Genomic DNA, 20,802 nt, shown 5'->3' on the forward strand with positions numbered 1-20,802 from the left:
CCAACTGCCGCTATTGATGTTTGCCATCACATTGATGCTTGGCCTGGCCGCCTGTACCCATTTGGCAAGCGCGCCATCGCCAATCGATCCGTCGGTTGAGCGAGCGACGCTCGCCGATCTCAATGCGGTGTGCTGCCGGCAGGCTGAAGAGTTCCCAAGGCCGCTGGTGGCGATTGCCGATCTTGGCGCACCGGTCTTCGGGCGTATCACGCGTCTGTTCGAATCGCGCCCGGGTTATCTCAGCGACAAACTCGATGCGCAGGCACATTTGCGTCCGCAGTTCCGCCCGCTCGACATGGCGCTCATCACCTCCGATGCGCGGCTATCCAACAATCTCCTGCCGGGCGCCTTTTCGCACGTGGCGATTTATCTGGGCACAGAGAGCGAGCTACGCCGGATGGGTCTCTGGGACCATCCATCCATCGTCCCGCATCAAGCTGAGATCGCAGGGGGCGGCGTATTTATTGAGGCCGTTTCACCTGCGGTTCATCTCGCGCCTTTTGATCATGTGTTCAACGCTGACCGTCTGGTCTTATTGCGCTCGCATCTTCCTTCAGCCTCCGCCCGCCGGGAGGCCATCGCCCATTTCTACAGCCATATTGGCACGCCGTTTGATTATCGCTTTGATGGCTCGACCGAGGACTGCCTGTTTTGCACCGAGCTTGCTGAACATGTGTTGCAGCAATTGGCGCTTGAGTCTGCGCCAATCTACGATCGCCCGGTTCTTCTGCCGGACCAGATCATCCTAACGGCGCTCAATGGCAGCCGACGATTGACATTCGTTGATTATGTCGAAGCCTATCCATTGAGATGGGAGGTCGGTAGCCGCGCGGACCTCATCGCCAAACTTCATACGCGCTGGCGCGGCGATCCGGGCGCAGCGAGACATCCGATTACGGCGGGCTTGAATTAAACCCATGCGGCGGAGATTACTTCGCCTTTTGGCACGCAGGGTCGGGCAAAGACGATCTTGAAGCGGTTTCGCGCCGTTTGCGGGTGAACATACCGCTGAACTAGCGGACCGGTCGCCTCTGCCGCATTGTTGACATGAAATCGCCTTGCGACGATCACGCCGGGCAATGAACCAAATCGGCGCCGGGTCGTATTGTAGCTAACCGTCCCCTCAACCTCTTTGGTGAGTTTCATGCGCTTTGTTCTTGTTTTTTGTGCCGCGCTGCTTGCATTGCCGGCCTACGCTTCCTCCTTTTCAGCCAATGAGATCCGCTCCGACATTATCGGACACACGATCTATCTCGCGACGCCGTTTGGTGGTGAGTTTCCGCTGAACTATCGCCCAGGTGGCCGCGTTGACGGCGATGGCGAGGCCTTGGGCTTGGGTCGCTGGGTACAGCCCCAGGACGCTGGACGCTGGTGGATTGACGGCAATCGCCTCTGTCAACAGTTTGAGAATTGGTACAATGGCTCGCCCATGTGCTTTGACCTGACGCGAACGGGCGATCGCACGCTGAACTGGGTGCGCGACAATGGCGAAACAGGACGCGCCCGCATCGGCAGTGCTCTCTAGCGGCGGAGTTGGATAGGCCGCTTCCCCGGCTATGACAACCGATTCAAGACGAAAGGCCCGGTGATCGCTTCACCGGGCCTTTTTCTTTCGCTCGCAAGTGGTGATCAGGCTGTCAGAAATGATCGACTAGCCTGGGCCATTATGCCGTGCTCATTCGTCGAGCGCGCCATCCCAGAGACAATGCAACGGCACGATCCCTGCATGGACGGCCTGCTCAAGCGTGAGTTCACGTCCCGTGTGCGAACCGACAATCACCGCGCATGAGATGATCGATGCCACGCCTACAAAGACCAGAATTGGAACCCACGGTGTCGATGCTGAGCCGGATGCCACGATCGACGAGCTGTACATCGTTGCCTGGCTTTCCGTTGGTGCCAGCGTTGCACTGGTGAAGATCAGCGCAATCGCCAGTGTGAACAGTTGCAGGTACTTTTTCATCACTATGTCCCCCTGTTGCCCCACACGGACGTAAGGGAAGCACAGATGCAGTGAGCCGGCAAATCACGGTTCCATGGCATGTCACGTGCAAAGGCCCAGTCGAGTAGTCGACTGGGCCTTGGTCTGCAGTCTATGAGACGAACCTATTCGCCGTTTAGGTGCAGGTCGAACAGGCAGTGAAGTGGGAACAGGCCAGCGTGAACCGCTTCTTCTAGCGTCAACTCGCGCCCTTCCTCTGCACCGACGATCATCGCGCAAGCGATGATGGAGGCAACTCCAGTGCCTATGAGGATGACTGGCCAAGGGTTCAACGAAGACCCACCGCCTGCACTGCCGCCGCTCATCATCATTGGCATCTGTGTATAGTAATCGCTAGCCCCGGCGACGTCTGCCGATGTGATCGTTGCGACCGGTTGCACAGCCAAGGCTAGAGCGAGGGCTAGCGCGAAATAGCGCACCTTTTTGATGAACGTTTTCATGATGAAATTCCTTAATGTGTGTGAACGTCTCTCCGTCCTTAACGGAACGTAAACACAGGAAAATTCGCATGAAAATCAGAAGCTTGCGGTAAGCTTAAGCGGCAAGGTTAGCTGGCTTGGTGAATGGCTTTGGTTAACGCGGTTAACCTTCCAGAGACGCAAACTCTGCAGAACCCAGATCGCGCAAGACCCAGCCTAGGGATGGCTCCAAGTCACTGGCAACAAGATTGGGGCCTGCGTGTTGGCCCGCCGCGCCGTGTAGCCAAACACCCAGCGCGACTGTTGCGGCCGTGTCATCGGGCGGCCGATCACGAGCGGCAGACTGCGCCAACAGTCCGGTGAGGATACCTGTCAGGACGTCTCCCGACCCTGCGGTCGCAAGCCAAGGTGGTGCATTGCCGTTGACAAAGGTGCAATCAGCGCTACCGTTGGGATGCGCAACCACCGTATCGGCGCCCTTGAGCACCAGGATCGCGCCGGATCGCTCTGCCGTCTCCTTGGCCCGCTCAATCTTCGATGATTGCGACAGCTTACCGAACAAACGTGCGAATTCACCACCATGGGGCGTCAGGACGGTGCGCGCTTTTCGTGCCTTGATGCATTCAAACAGCGGTTCGGCCATCCCGGCAAAAGCGGTCAGCGCGCCAGCATCCAGAACAAGGGCGGCGTTGGACTCCAGGGCAACATAGACCAACTGCCGCGTCGCTTCGTCCGGCGCGAGACCCGGACCGAGTGCACAGGCAGTCAGGCGATCGTCACGCAGCAAACGCGCCAAGTCATGGGCGTCGTTGCAAGGCGCGCGCATCAGCGCCGGATAAAGCCCAACGCTACCGCTCATCGTTGCGTTCGGCGCGGCGAGCGTCACGAGCCCCGCTCCAACCCGCAACGCTGATGATGCAGCCAGAAACCCAGCACCGGCTTTTTTCGGTGGTCCGCCGACCAGAAGAGCGTGGCCGCGTGCGTATTTGTGGGCGTCAGCGGAATGCTTTGACAACCGTGCTGCCAGATAGGAGCCGGTAAGCTGGGCGGTGTAACCGGCTTCGCCAATGGCGTGCTCGTGAATGCCGATATCCGCCACAGAGATCGCACCACACAGCTCCCGCCCTGGAAAGAGAACATGGCCAGGCTTCATCCGGTGGAAGGTGACCGTGGCGCTTGCTCGGACAACTGCGCCCAACGCCTTTCCGTTTGCGCCATCGAGCCCGCTCGGCAGATCAACAGCAAGAACCGATCGACCGGAGTCGTTCAAGACGCTCACCAACCGGGCGGCCTCACCATCAAGCCCGCGCGTGAGCCCGGCGCCAAAGAGAGCATCGATGAGGAGATCCTGGCCGGCCAAGTGATCGGCATCGACTTGCTCTGATCGCAGGACAGGGCCCTTCCAACCTTGATAAGCCCAGTGCGCATCGCCGTTTAGAGCCTCAGGGTCACCAAGTGATGCGACCGTCACCGCATATCCCTGATATGCAAGCAAGCGCGCGGCGACATAGCCATCGCCACCATTGTTGCCCGGGCCCGCCAGAACCAAGATCGATCCACCGGCTGGCGTCATGGCGGCGGCTTGGTCGGCAACAGCGGTCCCGGCGCGCTCCATCAGATCGATTCCGGGCGTGCCCTGCGCAATCGTGAAGGCATCGCAGGCGCCCATCTGATCAGGGGACAGCAGTTCACGCATCAAAGCGGGCCATCATCGACATCGCCATCGACGACCGCTGAAGCAAGCCCATATCGAAACCCTGCCCGCGCGAGAGCAGCCAGATCGCGATCGCGCTTGTCAGCGCGGTTCGTGGTCCGAAACGGCCCGAGTCGCCTGCGCTGCGCATAGCGCCAAGCAGCGGCTTCATCGTCCCGGTCGTCATGGTCCAACGCGTGGTCGATCAATTCATCAGAAACGCCTTTGGCCTTCAGCCGCGCCTGAATGGCCTGCGCAGAGGCGCCGCGGCCACGCTGCTGATAGACTTGGTTTTCCGCGAAGCGCTTGTTGTCGATGAAGCCAGCGGATACCGCTTTTGCCACTTCGTCTTCGACCATTGTCTGGTAGTCCGATGGCTCTTCGCCATGGGCGCGTGCGGCTTTGTAAACGCGTCGTTCGAGCATGGCCCGAAAACTGGCTTCGCTGGCCTCATAGCGATCGAGGTAGGCGAGCGCGATGGTATGAAGGCGCCTCTCCGTCATCTTACGCGGGCGACGTTTCTTGGCACGCTTGGCGGCGCGCAGTATGCCGTCTTCGCCGGAGTCCAACGCGTCCGCGTCTCGCTCGTTGTCAACGAAAGAACCCTGGTCCGGAAGGGACCATTCAGAATTGCCCGTCATCATGGGCCAAGGGTCACCAGCGCGGTGCTCCGCTGTCAACCACGGTTGGCGCAAAAGAAAACGCCCGGTGATCAGAACGACCACCGGGCGTCAGAGTGAAATGGACGACAGTGCTTAAGCAGCAACCTGGCGCACAATCACGCGCGAACCGACGCGCACGCGATCGTAAAGCTCTTCCACATGCTCGTTGACCATGCGGATGCAACCTGAAGACATGGCCTGACCAATGGTCCAAGGCGCGTTCGTGCCGTGGATCCGGTAAAGCGTGTCGCGACCACCGCGATACAGATAGAGCGCGCGAGCGCCGAGCGGGTTGTCAACGCCACCAGGCATGCCGCCGGCCCATTCGCGCAGCTCAGGCTGGCGACGGATCATAGCCGGCGGAGGCGTCCAAGTCGGCCACTCGGCTTTACGACCAACGACGGCGGAACCGGCCCAGCGGAAGCCATCGCGGCCAACGCCAATGCCGTAACGGCGGGCGCTGCCACCTTCTTGGACATGGTAGAGATAGCGATTGGCGACATCGATGACGATGGTGCCTGGGCGCTCACGGCCCGAATAGGACACATCCTGCGGCAACCATTGGCGGTCGATGCGGAAACCCTGTCGTGACGCGGTGGCCGGATCAAGGCCGACCGAGTCGAGAAACGCGTCGATAGCGCTGTCGGCCTTGGCGGTGGAAGCGATAGCTGCAGTGCCGGCGGCACCAAGCAGCAAAGAACGGCGAGAAATCATTGGAGCTGTCTCCGAACTGGATTGAAGGTATCGAAAGTGGGAAGGGGAAAAGTCAAATCTCAGACCAAAAGCCTTGGCGGGCCGCGTAAAGCCGGTTGGTCGATGCCGATAGGGGACGTCTGGGAAAGAAAGAACCCGACGACCTGCCCACACGGCGTTGCTTGCTGCATCGCCGTTGGCAGGACGGTCTTGTCCATCGCGCATGAGCTTGGCAGCACGGCTGCAATTTCAACGTCGCCAGGAATGGAAAGCACAACCGGCAACATGGGCGCCTCGGGCGTCACATAGAGCGAGGCAAAACCCGTAATGGCGGCGATACGCGCGTCATACCCGCCATATTGCGACAGATGGTCGGCGTATTTTTGAGCATAGGACAACGAGGGAATGACTGTGCTTGCAGCAACAAGCACTGTCATCATCACAAGCGCAACGCAGCGCGCAATGAGCCTCAAACCAATCATGGCCGGACCATGGCGTGATTTGGGCGGCATGGCCAGACCCCATTGCGGCGCGAAACGGACCTCATCGGTGCCCTTAGGGCACTCTTTGGCGCATTGTTGCTTACGCGCCACAAAATCAGATGCCAGCGCAACACGGGTGACGGGATCTCGCGCCATCATTGCCTGATTCCCCCGGCCTTGCGGTCGTTGGGCGCCTGCGATCGCCCGCCTGCTCCATGCGGTTCGCGCGCGTGCAACACCCAGCTAATGACTTCGGCGACCGCCTGATAAAGCTCTTCAGGGATCGGCTCATCGAGCGGCGCGTTCTCTAACGCGCTGGCAAGCAAAGGGTTTTCGTCGATGGCAACGCCGGCTTCCTCAGCCGCGGCGATGATTCGCTCGGCAAGTGAGCCTTTTCCCGTGGCAACAACGATCGGCGCAGTGCCGTCCTCATCGTAGCGCAGCGCGACGGCGATCGTCGGCGGCTGGGCAGTACTGTTGAAGGGTGCTTTTTCCGCCGTCATGAGGACATATCCACCCGATGTTGGATGTTTTCCGATGGCGCTGGATCGCTGGGCATGTCCTCGGCGGGCGCGAGCGTCAGGCTATCAATCACCAGGCCGAGCGCCTGCAGGCGTTCCACCAGCGCCACGCGCGAGGAATCAAGACGGGCAAGAACGCTTGGTTCATGCGCCCAGACGGCAATGTCCAGATGCGGCTCCGCGTCGATCTTTGCGGGCGTCTGATGCAGCGCGACCAGGCCCTCAACGCCGCCCAGCGCTTGGCTTTCGAAGGCAAATCGGAACCGCCAACTGGTCAGGCGGTCGTCGCGGTCGTTCTCCGAGCCGCCATCCCGGTCAATGGCGACGCCCAAAACGGCAGCTTCTTGGCCGATCAGCAATGGAACATCCCAACGTAGCGCCGGGCCTGTGTCGCCAACACGTTGGTTGCCGGTATCGCCGCCGGCCTGCAGCAGGTTTAGCCGAGACAGCGCTGCTTCGGCCTTGCCTTTCAGCGTCTGCAGAACGGATGGATCGGTCAGGTCGGGTGCGTCGAGCGGCAAAGGATGGGCCAACAGCCGACTCGGCTGTGCGCCGTTTGGCAAGGGTGGCGGCGTGGCTGGCTGACCAGCTGACTTGCCTGGGGCATTGGGATGGGGCTGCTGTGCCGTGTTGTTCGACGATGACGATGTCGCCTGCGACGCTTGAGGCGTGGGCTTACCGTCGCCATCAGGCATCGCTAGGCCAAGGGCGCGAACTAGGGCGCCGAGCGCGGTCTGCATCGGTGTTTGAGCTGGCTGGGGACCGCCAGTGGATATCGCAGTTGAAGACGCCAAGCCTGAGCGTGCACCTTCGACAACGCTCTTTAGCGTGGTGGAATCTATCGGCGCATCAGCGTCCAACGCAAAGCCCATGATCCGGCCTAATGCCGCATCCAATCCCTTAGGCAGACTGGGTTGTCCAGTGAGCTTTGCGACATCGGCAAGCAGCGGTGCGAACGACGATTGGCGTGCCGCATCAGCTCGCACGACAGACGGCGACGTCTGCGCCGCGCTTGAAACCGTGACGCCAAGGCGCGGCGCGTTCGCGCCACCTTCGGCCTGCACAAGAACCTGCGTTCCAGATGGCGGTGGGGTGGTTCCGGCAGGCAATGGCAGGCTTGTCTGCACTGTGCTTGCTGGAGATCCCGTGGCGCCTTGTGGCAGCGACAGAGTAAGCGGCAAGCTCGACTGCGCACCTCCGCTGCCGCCAGGCGCTGGCTGACCGACCGAACCGGACAATGGCTTGCCCAGCGTTTGAAGAAGGGTCAACAGCGCTTGCGCACTGATCTGCTGTGGTTGGCCAGATGCTGGCGCGCCGGTTCCAGCCATCGATGCGCCCGCGACCAGGCCAGCAAGCGCAGAGGACTGCGCAACCGGCGCAACGCGCGAGCCCGCGCTGGCCACCGATTGGCCGGACGGCGCTGCCTGCGAGGCAGGTGATGTGGAAGAGACCGGAGCCATCATCATAACCATCGTCTAATGCGCGCAGGTTAAAGAATGCCTGATTCGAACCCTCAACGTCACGTCAAGCGATTTTGGGCCTTCCTGCGCTGGGCATTGCATACCCGCCCCACACCGCTTGCCGGCAAGCCAACAAGAAGGCGCGAGGCGGGGCAGAGCGGCCAAGGGTCGAGGCGGTGGGGCTTGCACCCGACCTCAAGCCATCTCTACAACTTGGCTGCCCGTCGCGGATTGTGATCCGTGCAGGCCTGCCGTTGTTGCAACGCCCGCATCGTGCCGGTCTGGATAGAGTGTCGCTGTGTTCTGCGTCACAGTTTCGGCGGGGACCCGCGTTTTTCGACGACACGTGGTGAGGACGAACAGACCTTATGGAACCGAGCCCATCTCCGCTGGCTGACGGACGTCAATCGGACCGTGCGCTGGCGATCCGGCGCGGCGTAGCGCGTTTCTTTGCGCAGTTGGGTGCGACCTGTCTGTTTGAAGCCAGTTTGGCGAACGGGCGCCGCGCCGACATTGTCGCGCTTTCGCCGGACGGTTTGATCACCATTATCGAGGTGAAATCCTCGCCTGCCGATCTGCGTGCCGACACCAAGTGGCCGGACTATATCGATTTCTGCGACCGTTTTTCGTTCGCGACCGCGCCGGACGTGTCGCAGGATATCTTTCCCCAGACAGAGGGCCTGATGATTGCTGATGGGTTCGGGGCGCATATCGTTCGCGAATCGCAGTTGATCAAACTGCACGCCTCGCGCCGCAAAGCCTTAACGTTGCGGCTAGCCCGAAACGCCATTGGGCGTCTGCATCGGCTGGATGATCCAACCGGCGGAGCGCCAGAGGCCTGATCCCAAATACGAAAAACCCCGCCTGCCGAATGCAGACGGGGTTTTTGGGAAGTGATGGCTAACTTACTGGCAGAAAGTGTAGTTGCCGGAGTAGGCCAAGAAGTAACCGGTCTGCGGGTTGAACGAACGATAGCGGTTCGAGCAGTAGGAATACCAAGCTGGGGTCCAAGGTGCAGGGCGGGCATGCACGACGACCGGCTGCTGGTGGTAGACAACGCGCGGCTGGTGGGCCTGGGTAAGCGCCGAGCCGACGATCGTGCCGGCGACAAAACCGATGCCGCCTGCGACATATTCATTGGCGTGGGCGGTGTTGGTGGTGGTGGCCGTAGCGCCAGCAATGGTGGCAACAGAAACAACAGCAGCAACGAGAGCTTTTTTGGGAGCGAAGGTCATTGGGTCATCCTCTTGGCTTCAAACCCGGCCGGTTGGGTTGGTTGGTCTTGGTGGCCGCGTTTCGATGATGGGAGATTGCCTGACCTGGCTTGGTTCAACTGTGCCACGCATCACAGTTTGCTCACTTGTCGAAAAACGATTCTGACCGGTGGAAAATTGCCCGGAGTGACCGGCACAAAAAAACCCGCTGGTTGCATGACCAGCGGGTTTTTGCTGGGTTAGACTGGTCCTACTGGCAGAAGCGATATTGGCCAGAGACGTGCAGCCAGTAACCGGTCTGCGCATTGAAGGACCGGTAGCGCTGCGAGCACGAGGCATACCAAGCCGGCGTCCAAGGTGCCGGGCGACCGTGCACGACGACCGGCTGTTGGTGAACAACCACGGTCTGTGGCTGGTGGGCCTGGGTGAGCGCTGAGCCAAGAATGGTGCCGGCAACGAAACCAATACCGCCGGCGACATATTCGTTGGCCTGGGCGGTGGTCGTGGTGCCAATAGTGCCAGCAAGCATGGCGACGGAGAGAGCGGCGGCGATCAGAGCTTTTTTAGGAGCGAAGGTCATTGGGTCATCCTCTTGGTTCAAACCGGCCGGTTGGGTTAGGAGAGCGTGTGGCCGTGTTTCGATGATTGGAGAATGACGTAGGGGCTGGCGGGTCTCTGTGTCGCGCATCACACAAACCCACTTCAGGCGAAAACTGCGCATTTCTAGGATGAATGCCGGCACTCGTATAAGTAGTAAGCCACCTTTTCAGCTTAACCCGGAAATACACTTAGAACCTGAGGGAAAGCCTTCAAATACTAGGCCTTTTTTAACGCTTGCCCGCCATGGTCCGTGCCAAGACTACAACTCGGGGTTAAGAGCGGGCATCTGATGACTGATAGAATTGGTTGCGAAGGGTGCAAGAACGCAGACGCCAATGCGTTCGACATCCCGTTCACGATGGCCTTTCAGCCGATCCTCGATGTGCATGCGGGTCGCATCTGGGGATACGAATCGCTGGTTCGCGGGAAAAATGGCGAGGGCGCGGGCAAGGTCCTTGCGCAGGTCACCGAAAAGAACCGCTACGCTTTCGACCAAGCCTGCCGCGTGACGGCCATCGAACTGGCCGGCGCAAAAATGCCGGCAAATTCCGATGCGATGCTGTCGATCAATTTCATGCCGAACGCCGTTTATGAGCCAAAAGCCTGCATCCGCGCGACCTTGGCAGCGGCCTCCAAAGCGCGGTTCAGCCTGCGTCGCCTTATGTTCGAGTTCACTGAGAACGAGCAGTTTGCCGACGTCGATCACGTCCAGCACATCATCAAAGAGTACAAGAAGATGGGATTTGCCACCGCGATAGATGATTTCGGTGCAGGGTTCTCTGGCTTAGGTCTGCTGGCCCGTTTCCAAACCGACATGATCAAGATCGACATGGAACTGGTGCGAGGGATTGAGAATTCCCCAAGTCGCCAGGCCATCGTTTCCGGCATTTTGGCCATGTCGAAACTGATGAAGTTGAAGGTCTTGGCCGAAGGGGTCGAAACCGAAGATGAGATGTACGCGCTCGTCGACGCCGGGGTGACGTTGTTGCAAGGCTACTATTTTGCTCGTCCTGAGCTGGAAACCTTCGTCACCGAAGATGACATTCCCGCCCTTGCCCGCGCCGTGACAGCCTTGTCGGAAACAACCGCCGAGCACGCCGCCGTCGCCTAAGAACATCCGGCGGCTATCGGCCTAGCGCCCGACCAGCGGGTTTACAATTTCTATTTCATGTATATGCACACATGAGATGGATGAGATCGATCCCAACCTCTTTCGCAGTCAATGCGTGCTGACCAAATCACGCCGGGCGGCGCGTTCGGTGTCGCGCCACTTCGGCCGGCTGATCAAGCCGCATGGCGTCACGCCGTCCCAAGCCTCTTTGCTGTTTGCGCTCTATGGCAGCGAGGCTGCTTCGGTCTCGGAACTGGCCGATGGCATGGCCATCGAACGCTCAGCGCTCACCCGCAATCTGCGCCTTCTGGAGGAATCCGGCCTGGTCGAGGCGCAGATCGGCGGACGCGGCGGCGCCAAGGCCTACCGCCTCTCGTCGATCGGGCAGGCCAAACTCATGGAGATGGTGCCGCTCTGGCACAAAGCGCAGGACGCGTTGCGGGCCAAGATCGGTGAGGATCAATGGCGCCAGATGCAAGCAACACTTGCCCTGCTGGCCGATCTCTAGCCTCTTTTTTGACTCAATATGTGCATATGCACGAAAGGAAATGCTCATGACCCCCACAAGCAAAGACCCCATCGTGGTCACCGGCATGGGCTTGGTGACGCCGCTCGGCTGTGGCGTGGAGGCCGTGTGGGATCGCTTGGTCAAGGGAAAGTCGGGGCTTCGCCGGGTCGACCGGTTCCCGGTCGATGATCTGGCAACGCAGATCGCCGGTATGGTGCCCGGCGCCGAAAATGATGACGCCGGCCTTGATCCCGATACCGTCGTCAGCACCAAGGACCGCAAGAAAATCGACCTCTTCACGCTCTACGCTCTGGCGGCGGCAAGTGAAGCGCTCGATCAGGCCGGCTGGCATCCAGAAGACCAGAGGCAGAAGGATCGCACGGCGACACTCATCGGCACAGGAATCGGCGGGTTTCCCGTTGTGACCCAGGCGGTGCGCACGCTGGATGAGCGGGGACCACGGCGCCTGTCACCCTTTGTTGTGCCGCAATTTCTCGGCAATCTAGCCGCTGGCAATGTGTCAATCCGCTATGGCTTTCGCGGCCCCATCGGCGCGCCGATCACCGCCTGCGCCGCCGGTCTGCAAGGTATCGGTGACGGTATGCGGCTGATTGCAACCGGCGAAGCCGATGTCGTGCTTGCCGGTGGTACCGAGGCTTGCGTGGACCGATTGGCGCTCGCTGGCTTCAACGCTGCACGGGCTCTCTCGACCGAGAACGATGACCCAGCACGCGCCTCCCGTCCCTATGATCGCTCGCGTTCCGGGTTCGTCCTGTCGGAGGGCGCCGGGCTGATCGTCATCGAACGCCTTTCCCATGCCGAGGCTCGTGGCGCGACGCCGCTGGTCACCTTGGAGGGCTATGGCACCAGCGCCGACGCCTACCATCTGACGGCTGGCCCAGAAGATGGGTCCGGGGCAGCGCTTGCAATTATACGGGCACTGGAGATGGCGCGCACAACGCCAGAAGCCTTCTCCTACGTGAACGGTCACGCCACATCGACGCCCGTTGGCGATGCTGGCGAGGTCGCGGCGCTGCGGTCTGTCTTCGGTGACAGGCTGCCCAAGGTTCCGATCTCGTCGACCAAATCAGCCACGGGCCATTTGCTCGGGGCGGCGGGCGCCGTTGAGGCGATCTTCACCGCGCTGGCCATCATGAAGGGCGCAATCCCGCCGACGCTCAACTTCAGCCAAGCTGATGAGGGCGCCGAGGATTTGGACTTCGTGCCGGACCTTGGGCGTCAAGCCACTGTCGACCGCGCGCTCTGCAACGCGTTTGGCTTTGGCGGCGTCAATGCGGCGATGGTGTTGGCGAAACCCTAGGGCGCCGTGTCATCGACGATGCGCCCGTCTTCCAAGGTGACGATCCGGTCGGCCAGATCGAGAATGCGGTTGTCATGGGTTACCATCAGAGTCGTGGTGCCCCGCTCTCGCCCGAGCGCCTGAAGCATCTCAACGACCGTCTGTCCGCTCTGCTTGTCCAGAGCGGCGGTTGGTTCGTCGGCGAAGATGATCTGCGGGTTGGACACCAGCGCCCGCGCGATCGCAACGCGCTGTTTTTGCCCGCCTGAGAGGTTGCCAGGCAGATAGGTTCGCCGATCGCTTAAGCCGACCAGGTCGAGCATGTGATCAGCCGCGCGGACCTGCGCGGCCTCATCGCCCTTGCCATGCACCTGCAGGCCCATGACGACGTTTTGCCGGGCGGTCAGGCTGTCATGCAGATTGTGCGCCTGGAAGATAAAACCGAGCTCACGGCGCAACATCACCTGCTCCTGCTCGCTGGCGCCGTTGAGTTCGCTGCCAAGCAGGTTCACCGACCCGTCCTGAACGTCGCGCAGACAACCCATCAAGGTCAGAACGGTGGTCTTGCCCGAGCCGGACGGTCCCATGAGGATGGTTAGCGAGCCGCGCTTCACCTTAAGCGACACATCGAACACCGCCTGCTTGCGCGCATCGCCCTCGCCAAACCAATGGTTGAGCCCCTGAACGGCGATCGGAAGGTCTTTGGACATGTCCGGCACACTCTAAAACAGGTCAGCGGGATCGGCCTGCGCCAGGCGCCGGGTGGCAATGGCGCCAGACAAGGTGCAGGCGAGGATCGTGCCGCCCAGCACCGCGAGCGCTCGGGCGACGTCCATCTCGATCGGCAGGCCGGTGGCCGACGACATGCCGGTGTAAATGGCGAGCGAAATTAATAGTCCGGGTATGAAGCCAAGAACCGCCATGATCACCGCTTCCTCAAACACAATGCCCAGGAAGAAGCGCTGCCTGTAGCCCATCGCTTTGAAGGTCGCATACTCACGCAGATGATCGGCAACATCGGTTGAAAGCACCTGGTAGACGATCACCACGCCGACGATCGCACCCATAACAACGCCGAAGCCAAAGATCAGGCCGGTCGGGCGCTCGGTCGTCTGATAGGACACATCATCAGCGATCGCATGGTCGAGCGGGCGCACAATCACCGCATCGCTGGCGATGGTCGTCGTAATCGTCTCCGAAAGGGCTGCCAGGTCCTGCCCTTGCTCAGCTCGGATCAGGACGTGTGACGGCGTGCCAGCACTGCGCCGTGGAAACAGCCGCAGAAACGTTTGGTCGGATACCAACAGATTGCCGTCGGCGGAAAACCCGGCGCCAATTGCAAAGGTTCCAATGATGTCCATGGAGACGCCACCAAGCTCGGCGGCGAGTGGCTCGTTCAAGCTAGGCAAGTCATCTGGAGCAAACGCCACCCCACGGCTCATCCGATCGAGAAGTGCAGTGTTTGGCAGACGTAAATCGGACAGTTGTTCGGCATAAGCCGGATTGACCACGTTGCGCGCTTCAGGCGGCAGGCCATAGACCTGGAGCGCGGTCGTACCGCCATCCTGGCGCACCCAATCGACCACGCCGAGATAGAGCGGCGCAGCCTCGGCGACGCCGGGAACCGACAGCGCTTGGAACATGCGTTGCCGCGCGACAGGCGAGCCATCGGCGAGCGTGTTGGCATCGCTGGCCGACATCAGGATGTCGGCGTGGAGCGGCTGATAGGTGAGATCGATTGTTCGATTGAGGCCGCCAGAAATGCCAAGCTGGGTGAACACCAGGATATTGGCAAACGCCACCCCGGCCAGCGCCACCGTGAGACGGCTCTTGCTATGGGTGAGTTGCAGCCAACCGATAGGGATACGCCCCAGAAGGCGCGAGAGAAGCGCCGTCATGAGCCATTATCCGTTCCCTCTTGGGTGGCCCTGACGCGCGCCACAACTTCCAATCCACTTAAAGAAGCCGCACGCCCGGTCGATTCCCCATCCAGGAGGACCGTTACATCCACGACCCGGGCGTCGGTGTTGGCGGCTGGATCATCGGCCAGAAGCGTCTGGCGGCCAACTTCCAGACCAATGCGTGTCACCTCGCCAGACAGCGGCTCCTCTCCCAAGGCCTCGGACGACAGATGCACCTGCTGGCCGAGAGCGACGCGTCGGATATCAGCCTGATAGACTTCAAGCTCGGCGATCATGCGCGAGGTATCGGCAAGCGTTGCAACACCGTCATTGTCTGGGCGCTCGCCGATGCGCGTATTGATGGCAAGGATCACACCGTCGGTCGGTGCAACCACACGTGCCTGACGCATATCGCCCTCCGCGCGGGCGAGATCGGCCTCGGCGGCACGCAAATTCTGTTCAGCCAAACGAATGTCAGCTTGGGCAACGCTGCCGCCATTCTCAAATCGTGATAAGGTGGCGGTCATGCGCTCCAGCTCGCGCTGCGCATCGGCCAGTGCCGCCTGTTCCCTGTCGAGAGCGGCTTGCGAACTGATGTCGCGTTCGAAGAGCTGCTCTGTGCGGGCAAGGTTCGCTTCGGCGAGCTCCAACGCGGACTGCGCTCGGTCGCGATTGGCCAGCGCTTCCAGGCGGCTCGCTTCAACAGAGTCTTCGGTTTGCTCCAAAGCAGCCTGGCGCACATCGACCGCCGCGCGTGCCGTGGTCAATGCCGAGGCGAGTTGGTCTTCATTGTCGAGGGTTGCGACCAGATCGCCTTGCGCCACGGTGTCGCCTTCACCGACGAGGATCGACGCGACGCGGGCATCGCCCGACCCAAAGGGTGCGGCGAGCGTGATGATATCGCCTTCGGGCAACAACCGACCAAGCGCGACCACATCGTTCGGCGTCACATCAACTGCGCCCTGCTCCAGGCGTTCAAGCAGAACAGGCGACACGGCAATCGGATCGGATGTGCCTCCGCCAACTTCCAGGCCAGTCAGTGAATAGATGGCCCTTAGCGTTGGCGGCTGGAAGTAAAGCGCAGCCGTCCCTGATAGAACGACGATGACTATCAGAACCGGTAGCCGCCAGAGATGGTGCATCCAGGCAAGCGGATGCGGACGAACTGTCGTTTCACCTTTCGCTTTGCCGGTTTCCTCAAGCGGCAGAGCGACGACCTTCGGCGTTTCATTGGGCGCAGGCACGCAGGCACCTCCAAGCGTTGACCACAAGTCATCGGCTTTATGCCATGCGCCGGAGCGCGAATGTGAAACTTTGGTTAGAAAAGCTTAGGCGGTTAGCGCGGGGCGCGCTTGGCCAAGATGCGTTGCAGGGTGCGGCGGTGCATGTTGAGGCGGCGCGCTGTTTCCGACACATTGCGGTCGCACATTTCATAGACCCGCTGAATGTGTTCCCAGCGCACGCGATCGGCGGACATCGGGTTTTCCGGCAAACCCATATCCCCATCCTCGGTCTGCATCAGCGCTTTTTCGACCATGTCGGCGTCGGCAGGCTTTGCCAGATAGTCGGTGGCGCCCATCTTCACCGCGCTAACAGCAGTGGCAATGTTGCCATAACCGGTCAGAACCACAGCCCGCGCTTCAGGTCGAGCCTCGCGCAGCGCCGAAACCACGTCCAAGCCGTTGCCGTCCTCAAGGCGCATGTCGACGACCGCAAAAGCGGGCGCCGATTTGCGGACCTCTGAGAGGCCTTCGGCAACCGAGCTTGCCAGACGAACGTCAAAACCACGCGTTTCCATGGCGCGACCAAGACGCGTCAAAAAAGGCTTGTCGTCATCGACGAGCAAGAGGGTGCGTTCGGTTGTGAGGCCATCGTCAAGCGGAGCGGCTGTCTCGGTTGAAAGGTCCATCACACTGGCTTCTCGGATCATGGGTTCGGCCCAAAGCTGTCAAAAGAGTTGGTCAAGTCTGTGCATAATTTACGGGCAATAAGCGCCGTCAGTTCATCGCCACCTTCATATATGACAGCTTGCCATAAGGAAAAGGGATTGCTTATCAATACCGGTGCACGATCGGGTGATCACTGCACGGTTTCTTCCACCGACAGTTTGGGCGTCACGTCGACCTGATCGCGTGGGAAGCTGATGATCACGCTGGCGCCGCGCAATGATCCGATGCCGTTGCCCACACTGACGGAGGCACCGGCGCGCTCCAAAAGTGTCTTGGCGATGAAGAAGCCGAGGCCCAGGCCGCCGCCTAATCCGCCGCCGGCCAGCGGATCAATCGGCTTAGCGGTGCCTGCATGGTCCTCAACGCTTTCGCTACGGCCGCGCCGCCGCGACACATAGGGTTCGCCAAGCCGACCCATGACATCGGCAGGGAACCCTGGGCCATCATCTTCGATGGTGATCTTCACGGTGCGATCGTTCCACGAGCCGATGACGCAGACTTCCTTGCGCGCAAAGTCGATGGCGTTCTCGATCAAGTTGCCGATGCCATAGCTCAGCGCCGGATCAGCGCGCAGCATGGGCGAAGGCCCATCGCCATCGGTTTTCACGGTGATCGGGACGGAAAACTCGCGGTGCGGGGCGACCAGATCATCGAGTATCGCATCAAGCGTCTTGGTGGAAATCACCGTATCGGGGCTGACGCCCAGCGAGGACAGTTTGCCGAGAATCGTTCGGCACCGTTCGGCCTGCGCCTGGATGAGCGCAATGTCCTCGCCAAGGGGGGTCGCCGGATCGATCTCGCGGCTGATTTCTTTGGCAACGACGGTGATGGTGCCAAGCGGCGTGCCCAGTTCATGAGCGGCGGCCGCAGCCATGCCGTCGAGTTCAGAGAGGTGCTGTTCACGTTCCAGCGCCAATTCGGCGGCGGCGAGCGCGTTGGCCAAGTTGCGGCTTTCATGGGCCACGTTCCAGGCATAGGTGCAGATGAAACCGATCGCGACCAGCAGCGCGGCCCAAACGCCAAGCCGGTAGACCAGAGGAAAGGCTGGCGGCTGCGCGGCAGCCCAGGGCAGAGGCATGTGCCAGAGCGCCAAGGCGGAAATCAGCACCGAAACCAGGATGCCAAGCGCCACGGTGGTTGGAAGTCGCAAGATCGTGGCGGAGATCAAAACGGGCGCGAGCAGAAGCACAGCAAAGGGATTCCCGAGGCCGCCGGTCAGGTACAGCAGCGAGGCCAACTGCACCTGATCGAAGGCCAGGATGAAAGCCGCGCGCCGGTCACTGATTCGCGTCGATCGCGGATAGCCCCACCACAGATAAAGGTTGAGCAACACCGACAGTGCGATGACGCTCAAACACTCCATGATCGGCAGCGGATAGCCGAAACCGAAGGCAACCGCACACACAGCAATCAACTGGCCGGCAATGGCCAACCAGCGCAGGCGAACCAGCGTATCCAGTCGAACGCGTTGGGCGGAGACATCTGTTAGCATGTGCGAAAGCCTTGTGTGCAGTGCAGCATTATGTCATGCTGCAGTCCAACAACCCTTACGCGGAAAGTCGCAGGGGAAACCATCTTCTCTTGCTCTATGGTTTTGAGGCAGAGTGTCTGCGCAACGTGCCTCAACAATCAGGACACCGTCGATGCTTCAAATTCAAGTGGATGCATCGACGCAAGCGGCAAACGTTTGGTTTCTAGCGCACCGTAGGGTGACACAAAGACTGTAGAGTGGAGCAAACGGTTCGAGGCAGATCAGGGAAGCAGTAAGACTAAAGTCGCATGGTGGCACGTCCACTCCGCGTCAGTTAACGACGCGCGCTATCGTTGAAAGCGAGGCAAACGCGGCATTTGAGTGGATTAAGGTGTCATAAAGCTTAACGGCGCAAACTCATGACAGTTTGATCTGGGGACAACTTGGGCAGCTTCGCACACTATGCGGTAGCTGTGGCAAGGAACGGGCAAAGTGAATGCGATGCCCGCGAACCGTGAGTAAGACTGGGGACTAAAGCGTGCCTGCTTATACGATGTATGAATGGACCCATGCCGCCCTTGCGCCAGCCCGCGCAACGGCAGATCTGACAAAACTGACCTTCACCAACCCGCTGAACCCTCTGGCTGCGACGCCCTTTGGCAAGCAGATGGCGGCCGGTGCCGAAGTTTTTGAACGCATGACCCGGCGCTACGGTAAACCGGCGTTCGGCCTTGAAGATACGCTGGTCGGCGGCACCCGCTGCGCGGTCAGCGAAGAGGTTCTCTGGGAGCGGCCATTCTGCAAGCTCCTGCATTTCAGACGCGATCTACCGGCCGAGCGCAGCTACAAAGACCCCAAAGTCCTGCTGGTCGCGCCGATGTCTGGCCACTATGCGACGCTGCTGCGCGGCACCGTTGAAGCGTTTTTGCCACGTCACGATGTCTACATCACCGATTGGGTCGATGCCCGCGATGTGCCGCTGGCGGCCGGCAATTTCGATCTAGACGATTACATCGATTATGTCCGCTCGATGCTGCAGCGCCTTGGCCCGGACACCCATGTCGTGGCCGTTTGTCAGCCGGGCGTTCCGGTGCTCGCGGCCGTTTCGCTGATGGAAGAGGATGACGATCCGGCGATCCCAACATCGATGACCTTGATGGGCGCACCGATCGATTCGCGCATCGCGCCGACCGAGGTCAATGGATTTGCCGATGGCAAGGAGCTGGGCTGGTTCCGCCGCAATCTGATCAAGACCGTGCCGTTCCCCAATGCAGGCTTTATGCGCCCCGTCTATCCAGGGTTCCTGCAACTGTCGGGCTTTATGGGGATGAACCTCAACCGGCACATCGACGCCCACAAGGAATTCTTCAACCATCTGGTCGATGGCGACGGCGACAGCGCTGAAAAACATCGCGAGTTCTATGACGAGTATCTGGCTGTCATGGATCTCACCGCGGAGTTTTATTTGCAAACCATCGAGACGGTGTTCCTGAACCACTCGCTGCCGACCGGCACAATGATGCATCACGGCCGGTTGGTGGACCCATCGAAGATCACACGCTGCGCGGTGCTGACGATCGAGGGTGAAAAAGACGACATCACAGGTCGCGGCCAAACCAAGGCGGCACTCGACCTTTGTTCAAGCCTCGACGATGATCTCAAAGCCCATTATGAGCAGCCGCGCGTAGGTCATTATGGCGTGTTCAATGGCTCGCGCTTCCGCTCCGAAATTCAGCCGCGCATGACCGATTTCATGCTGTCGGCGGAATGGCGCCGCAACGGCTCGAAGGGCCGCAAGCCTGTCAAATCAAAACCTTCCATGCCCGCGCCGGCCAATGACACGGCTCCTTCGGGAGATGCGTTTGGGCGCGCTGAAGCTTGACTTACCCAATTAAGTCATTGAAATTTTTAAGAAAAGACGCCAGTCCGGCGTCTTTTTTTGTGTTTGTTCTTGAAAGCAACAAACGGTCCCACCACGTCTTGTTCGTAGCAACACGATGACAAGGACAGACACACACATGATGACGCAATCAGCCCATTACACCGGCCGCCGCCAAAGCTGGCTACGCCCGGCTTGGACACCGGCAACCATCGGTTTGATGGTGCTCGGTTTCATCATTGCCTGGCCGCTGGGCTTCGCCATGCTCGCCTACATCATCTGGGGCGATCGCCTGGACGACGTGAAACATGATTTTCGCCGCAGCTTTGGCCGTTTCAAACGGGAGATGGATATGAAGGGTTTTTCCGCCGCTGATCGTGGCACCGGTAACGTCGCATTCGATGAGTTCCGCAAGGCCGAGATCGAGCGTCTAGAAGCCGAGCGCCGCAAGCTTGACGAAATGGTCGATGAGTTCGACGCCCATCTGCGCAATCTGCGCCGCGCCAAAGACCAGGCCGAGTTCGACGAGTTCATGAAGTCGCGCCACAATCATAATGGCGACCACCCGGTGACGGGTGATGCAGCCGGCCCGAACCCGGCGCCTGCCACCTAAGGCGCTAAGCGACCTCCCTAGCACGCGCTGCAAGCCGCCTCAGCAATGAGGCGGCTTTATGGTTGGGTGAAGTTGGAGGGGTTCAGTTTGTGATGATAGATCTGCGGATCTAATTGCGTTTCGCTGCGATCACATTGATAACAGCCCTGGCGCTATCGTAGCACACGGCGCATCTTTTTCAGAGATGAATGCTGCATTGGAGCACGGCCCAAAGCCAAAGATAATCGAGATACGCGTTGCAGATGAACGGCACCATAAGCTTGTGCCAACAGGCGATCTGAATGCGGAAGCGATAGCTACTATTTGGATTATAAGATCGAGTGG

The 20,802-nt window shown here is 60.3% G+C and carries 24 protein-coding genes; 8 read left to right on the plus strand and 16 right to left on the minus strand.

Going from position 1 to position 20,802, the window contains the following annotated elements:
- The first annotated feature begins 16 nt into the window (after positions 1-16).
- Positions 17-913: a hypothetical protein gene (locus JJ917_09420; protein MBO6699038.1), complete on the plus strand. Its 897-nt coding sequence runs from the start codon at positions 17-19 to the stop codon at positions 911-913.
- Here the strand turns inward: JJ917_09420 and JJ917_09425 are convergent.
- Positions 910-1,146: a hypothetical protein gene (locus tag JJ917_09425; GenBank protein MBO6699039.1), complete on the minus strand. Its 237-nt coding sequence runs from the start codon at positions 1,144-1,146 to the stop codon at positions 910-912. The genes JJ917_09420 and JJ917_09425 overlap by 4 nt on opposite strands.
- On the opposite strand from JJ917_09425, the gene JJ917_09430 reads away from it, so the two are divergent.
- Positions 1,145-1,525: a hypothetical protein gene (locus JJ917_09430; protein ID MBO6699040.1), complete on the plus strand. Its 381-nt coding sequence runs from the start codon at positions 1,145-1,147 to the stop codon at positions 1,523-1,525. The two genes, JJ917_09425 and JJ917_09430, sit on opposite strands and share 2 nt — an antisense overlap.
- 150 nt (positions 1,526-1,675) lie before the next feature.
- On the opposite strand, the gene JJ917_09435 is transcribed toward JJ917_09430, so the two are convergent.
- The 8 genes from JJ917_09435 to JJ917_09470 form a co-directional block, all read right to left on the minus strand.
- Positions 1,676-1,963 (minus strand): hypothetical protein, encoded by a 288-nt coding sequence (locus tag JJ917_09435; protein ID MBO6699041.1) that lies wholly within the window; start codon positions 1,961-1,963, stop codon positions 1,676-1,678.
- Between the two features lie 143 nt (positions 1,964-2,106).
- Positions 2,107-2,442 carry a hypothetical protein gene (locus JJ917_09440; protein ID MBO6699042.1) on the minus strand — a complete coding sequence of 112 codons (336 nt, stop codon included), beginning with the start codon at positions 2,440-2,442 and terminating at the stop codon, positions 2,107-2,109.
- 142 nt (positions 2,443-2,584) lie between these two features.
- Positions 2,585-4,117 carry an NAD(P)H-hydrate dehydratase gene (locus JJ917_09445; protein ID MBO6699043.1) on the minus strand — a complete coding sequence of 511 codons (1,533 nt, stop codon included), beginning with the start codon at positions 4,115-4,117 and terminating at the stop codon, positions 2,585-2,587.
- Positions 4,117-4,617: a RecX family transcriptional regulator gene (locus tag JJ917_09450; protein MBO6699044.1), complete on the minus strand. Its 501-nt coding sequence runs from the start codon at positions 4,615-4,617 to the stop codon at positions 4,117-4,119. The genes JJ917_09445 and JJ917_09450 overlap by 1 nt, the downstream gene beginning before the upstream one ends.
- Before the next feature lie 252 nt (positions 4,618-4,869).
- Positions 4,870-5,490, minus strand: coding sequence for a L,D-transpeptidase (locus JJ917_09455; GenBank protein MBO6699045.1), 621 nt, complete (start codon positions 5,488-5,490; stop codon positions 4,870-4,872).
- Positions 5,491-5,549: 59 nt separating this feature from the next.
- Positions 5,550-6,110 (minus strand): hypothetical protein, encoded by a 561-nt coding sequence (locus JJ917_09460; GenBank protein ID MBO6699046.1) that lies wholly within the window; start codon positions 6,108-6,110, stop codon positions 5,550-5,552.
- The gene (locus JJ917_09465) at positions 6,107-6,454 is read right to left on the minus strand and encodes an EscU/YscU/HrcU family type III secretion system export apparatus switch protein (GenBank protein ID MBO6699047.1); all 348 of its coding nucleotides are present in this window, start codon (positions 6,452-6,454) and stop codon (positions 6,107-6,109) included. Before JJ917_09465 ends, JJ917_09460 begins: the two co-directional genes overlap by 4 nt.
- Positions 6,451-7,938: a hypothetical protein gene (locus JJ917_09470; GenBank protein MBO6699048.1), complete on the minus strand. Its 1,488-nt coding sequence runs from the start codon at positions 7,936-7,938 to the stop codon at positions 6,451-6,453. The genes JJ917_09465 and JJ917_09470 overlap by 4 nt, the downstream gene beginning before the upstream one ends.
- Before the next feature lie 362 nt (positions 7,939-8,300).
- Here JJ917_09470 and JJ917_09475 point away from each other — a divergent pair, with 362 nt between their 5' ends.
- Positions 8,301-8,774: an MmcB family DNA repair protein gene (locus JJ917_09475; protein MBO6699049.1), complete on the plus strand. Its 474-nt coding sequence runs from the start codon at positions 8,301-8,303 to the stop codon at positions 8,772-8,774.
- A 63-nt stretch (positions 8,775-8,837) separates the two neighbouring features.
- Here the strand turns inward: JJ917_09475 and JJ917_09480 are convergent, their stop codons facing one another.
- Positions 8,838-9,167 (minus strand): BA14K family protein, encoded by a 330-nt coding sequence (locus tag JJ917_09480; protein MBO6699050.1) that lies wholly within the window; start codon positions 9,165-9,167, stop codon positions 8,838-8,840.
- A gap of 229 nt (positions 9,168-9,396) precedes the next feature.
- Complete coding sequence (locus tag JJ917_09485; protein MBO6699051.1) at positions 9,397-9,726, minus strand: BA14K family protein; 330 nt, start codon at positions 9,724-9,726, stop codon at positions 9,397-9,399.
- 309 nt (positions 9,727-10,035) lie between these two features.
- Here JJ917_09485 and JJ917_09490 point away from each other — a divergent pair, with 309 nt between their 5' ends.
- The 3 genes from JJ917_09490 (at position 10,036) to fabF (ending at position 12,686) form a co-directional block, all read left to right on the plus strand.
- Positions 10,036-10,857 (plus strand): EAL domain-containing protein, encoded by an 822-nt coding sequence (locus tag JJ917_09490; protein MBO6699052.1) that lies wholly within the window; start codon positions 10,036-10,038, stop codon positions 10,855-10,857.
- Positions 10,858-10,933: 76 nt separating this feature from the next.
- Entirely contained in the window at positions 10,934-11,365 is a 432-nt protein-coding gene (locus tag JJ917_09495; protein ID MBO6699053.1) for a winged helix-turn-helix transcriptional regulator, read from the plus strand.
- Between the two features lie 46 nt (positions 11,366-11,411).
- On the plus strand, positions 11,412-12,686 hold the full coding sequence (gene fabF, locus JJ917_09500) for a beta-ketoacyl-ACP synthase II (GenBank protein MBO6699054.1): 1,275 nt from the start codon (positions 11,412-11,414) through the stop codon (positions 12,684-12,686).
- Here fabF and JJ917_09505 read toward each other — a convergent pair.
- From JJ917_09505 to JJ917_09525, 5 genes are all read right to left on the minus strand, one after another.
- Positions 12,683-13,375, minus strand: a complete 693-nt coding sequence (locus tag JJ917_09505) for an ATP-binding cassette domain-containing protein (protein MBO6699055.1) — start codon at positions 13,373-13,375, stop codon at positions 12,683-12,685. The genes fabF and JJ917_09505 overlap by 4 nt on opposite strands.
- 12 nt (positions 13,376-13,387) lie before the next feature.
- Positions 13,388-14,563 (minus strand): FtsX-like permease family protein, encoded by a 1,176-nt coding sequence (locus JJ917_09510; GenBank protein MBO6699056.1) that lies wholly within the window; start codon positions 14,561-14,563, stop codon positions 13,388-13,390.
- Entirely contained in the window at positions 14,560-15,810 is a 1,251-nt protein-coding gene (locus tag JJ917_09515) for an HlyD family efflux transporter periplasmic adaptor subunit (GenBank protein MBO6699057.1), read from the minus strand. The genes JJ917_09510 and JJ917_09515 overlap by 4 nt, the downstream gene beginning before the upstream one ends.
- Positions 15,811-15,902: 92 nt before the next feature.
- Positions 15,903-16,475, minus strand: a complete 573-nt coding sequence (locus JJ917_09520) for an ActR/PrrA/RegA family redox response regulator transcription factor (GenBank protein MBO6699058.1) — start codon at positions 16,473-16,475, stop codon at positions 15,903-15,905.
- 170 nt (positions 16,476-16,645) lie between these two features.
- Entirely contained in the window at positions 16,646-18,007 is a 1,362-nt protein-coding gene (locus JJ917_09525) for an ActS/PrrB/RegB family redox-sensitive histidine kinase (GenBank protein MBO6699059.1), read from the minus strand.
- Positions 18,008-18,539: 532 nt separating this feature from the next.
- Here JJ917_09525 and JJ917_09530 point away from each other — a divergent pair.
- Together JJ917_09530 and JJ917_09535 are read left to right on the plus strand one after the other, a co-directional pair.
- Complete coding sequence (locus JJ917_09530) at positions 18,540-19,868, plus strand: polyhydroxyalkanoate depolymerase (protein ID MBO6699060.1); 1,329 nt, start codon at positions 18,540-18,542, stop codon at positions 19,866-19,868.
- 139 nt (positions 19,869-20,007) lie between these two features.
- The gene (locus JJ917_09535) at positions 20,008-20,478 is read left to right on the plus strand and encodes a DUF2852 domain-containing protein (protein MBO6699061.1); all 471 of its coding nucleotides are present in this window, start codon (positions 20,008-20,010) and stop codon (positions 20,476-20,478) included.
- Positions 20,479-20,802: the final 324 nt, after the last annotated feature.

This window comes from Hyphomicrobiales bacterium, from assembly GCA_017642935.1.
Classification (GTDB): Bacteria; Pseudomonadota; Alphaproteobacteria; order Rhizobiales; family MH13; genus MH13.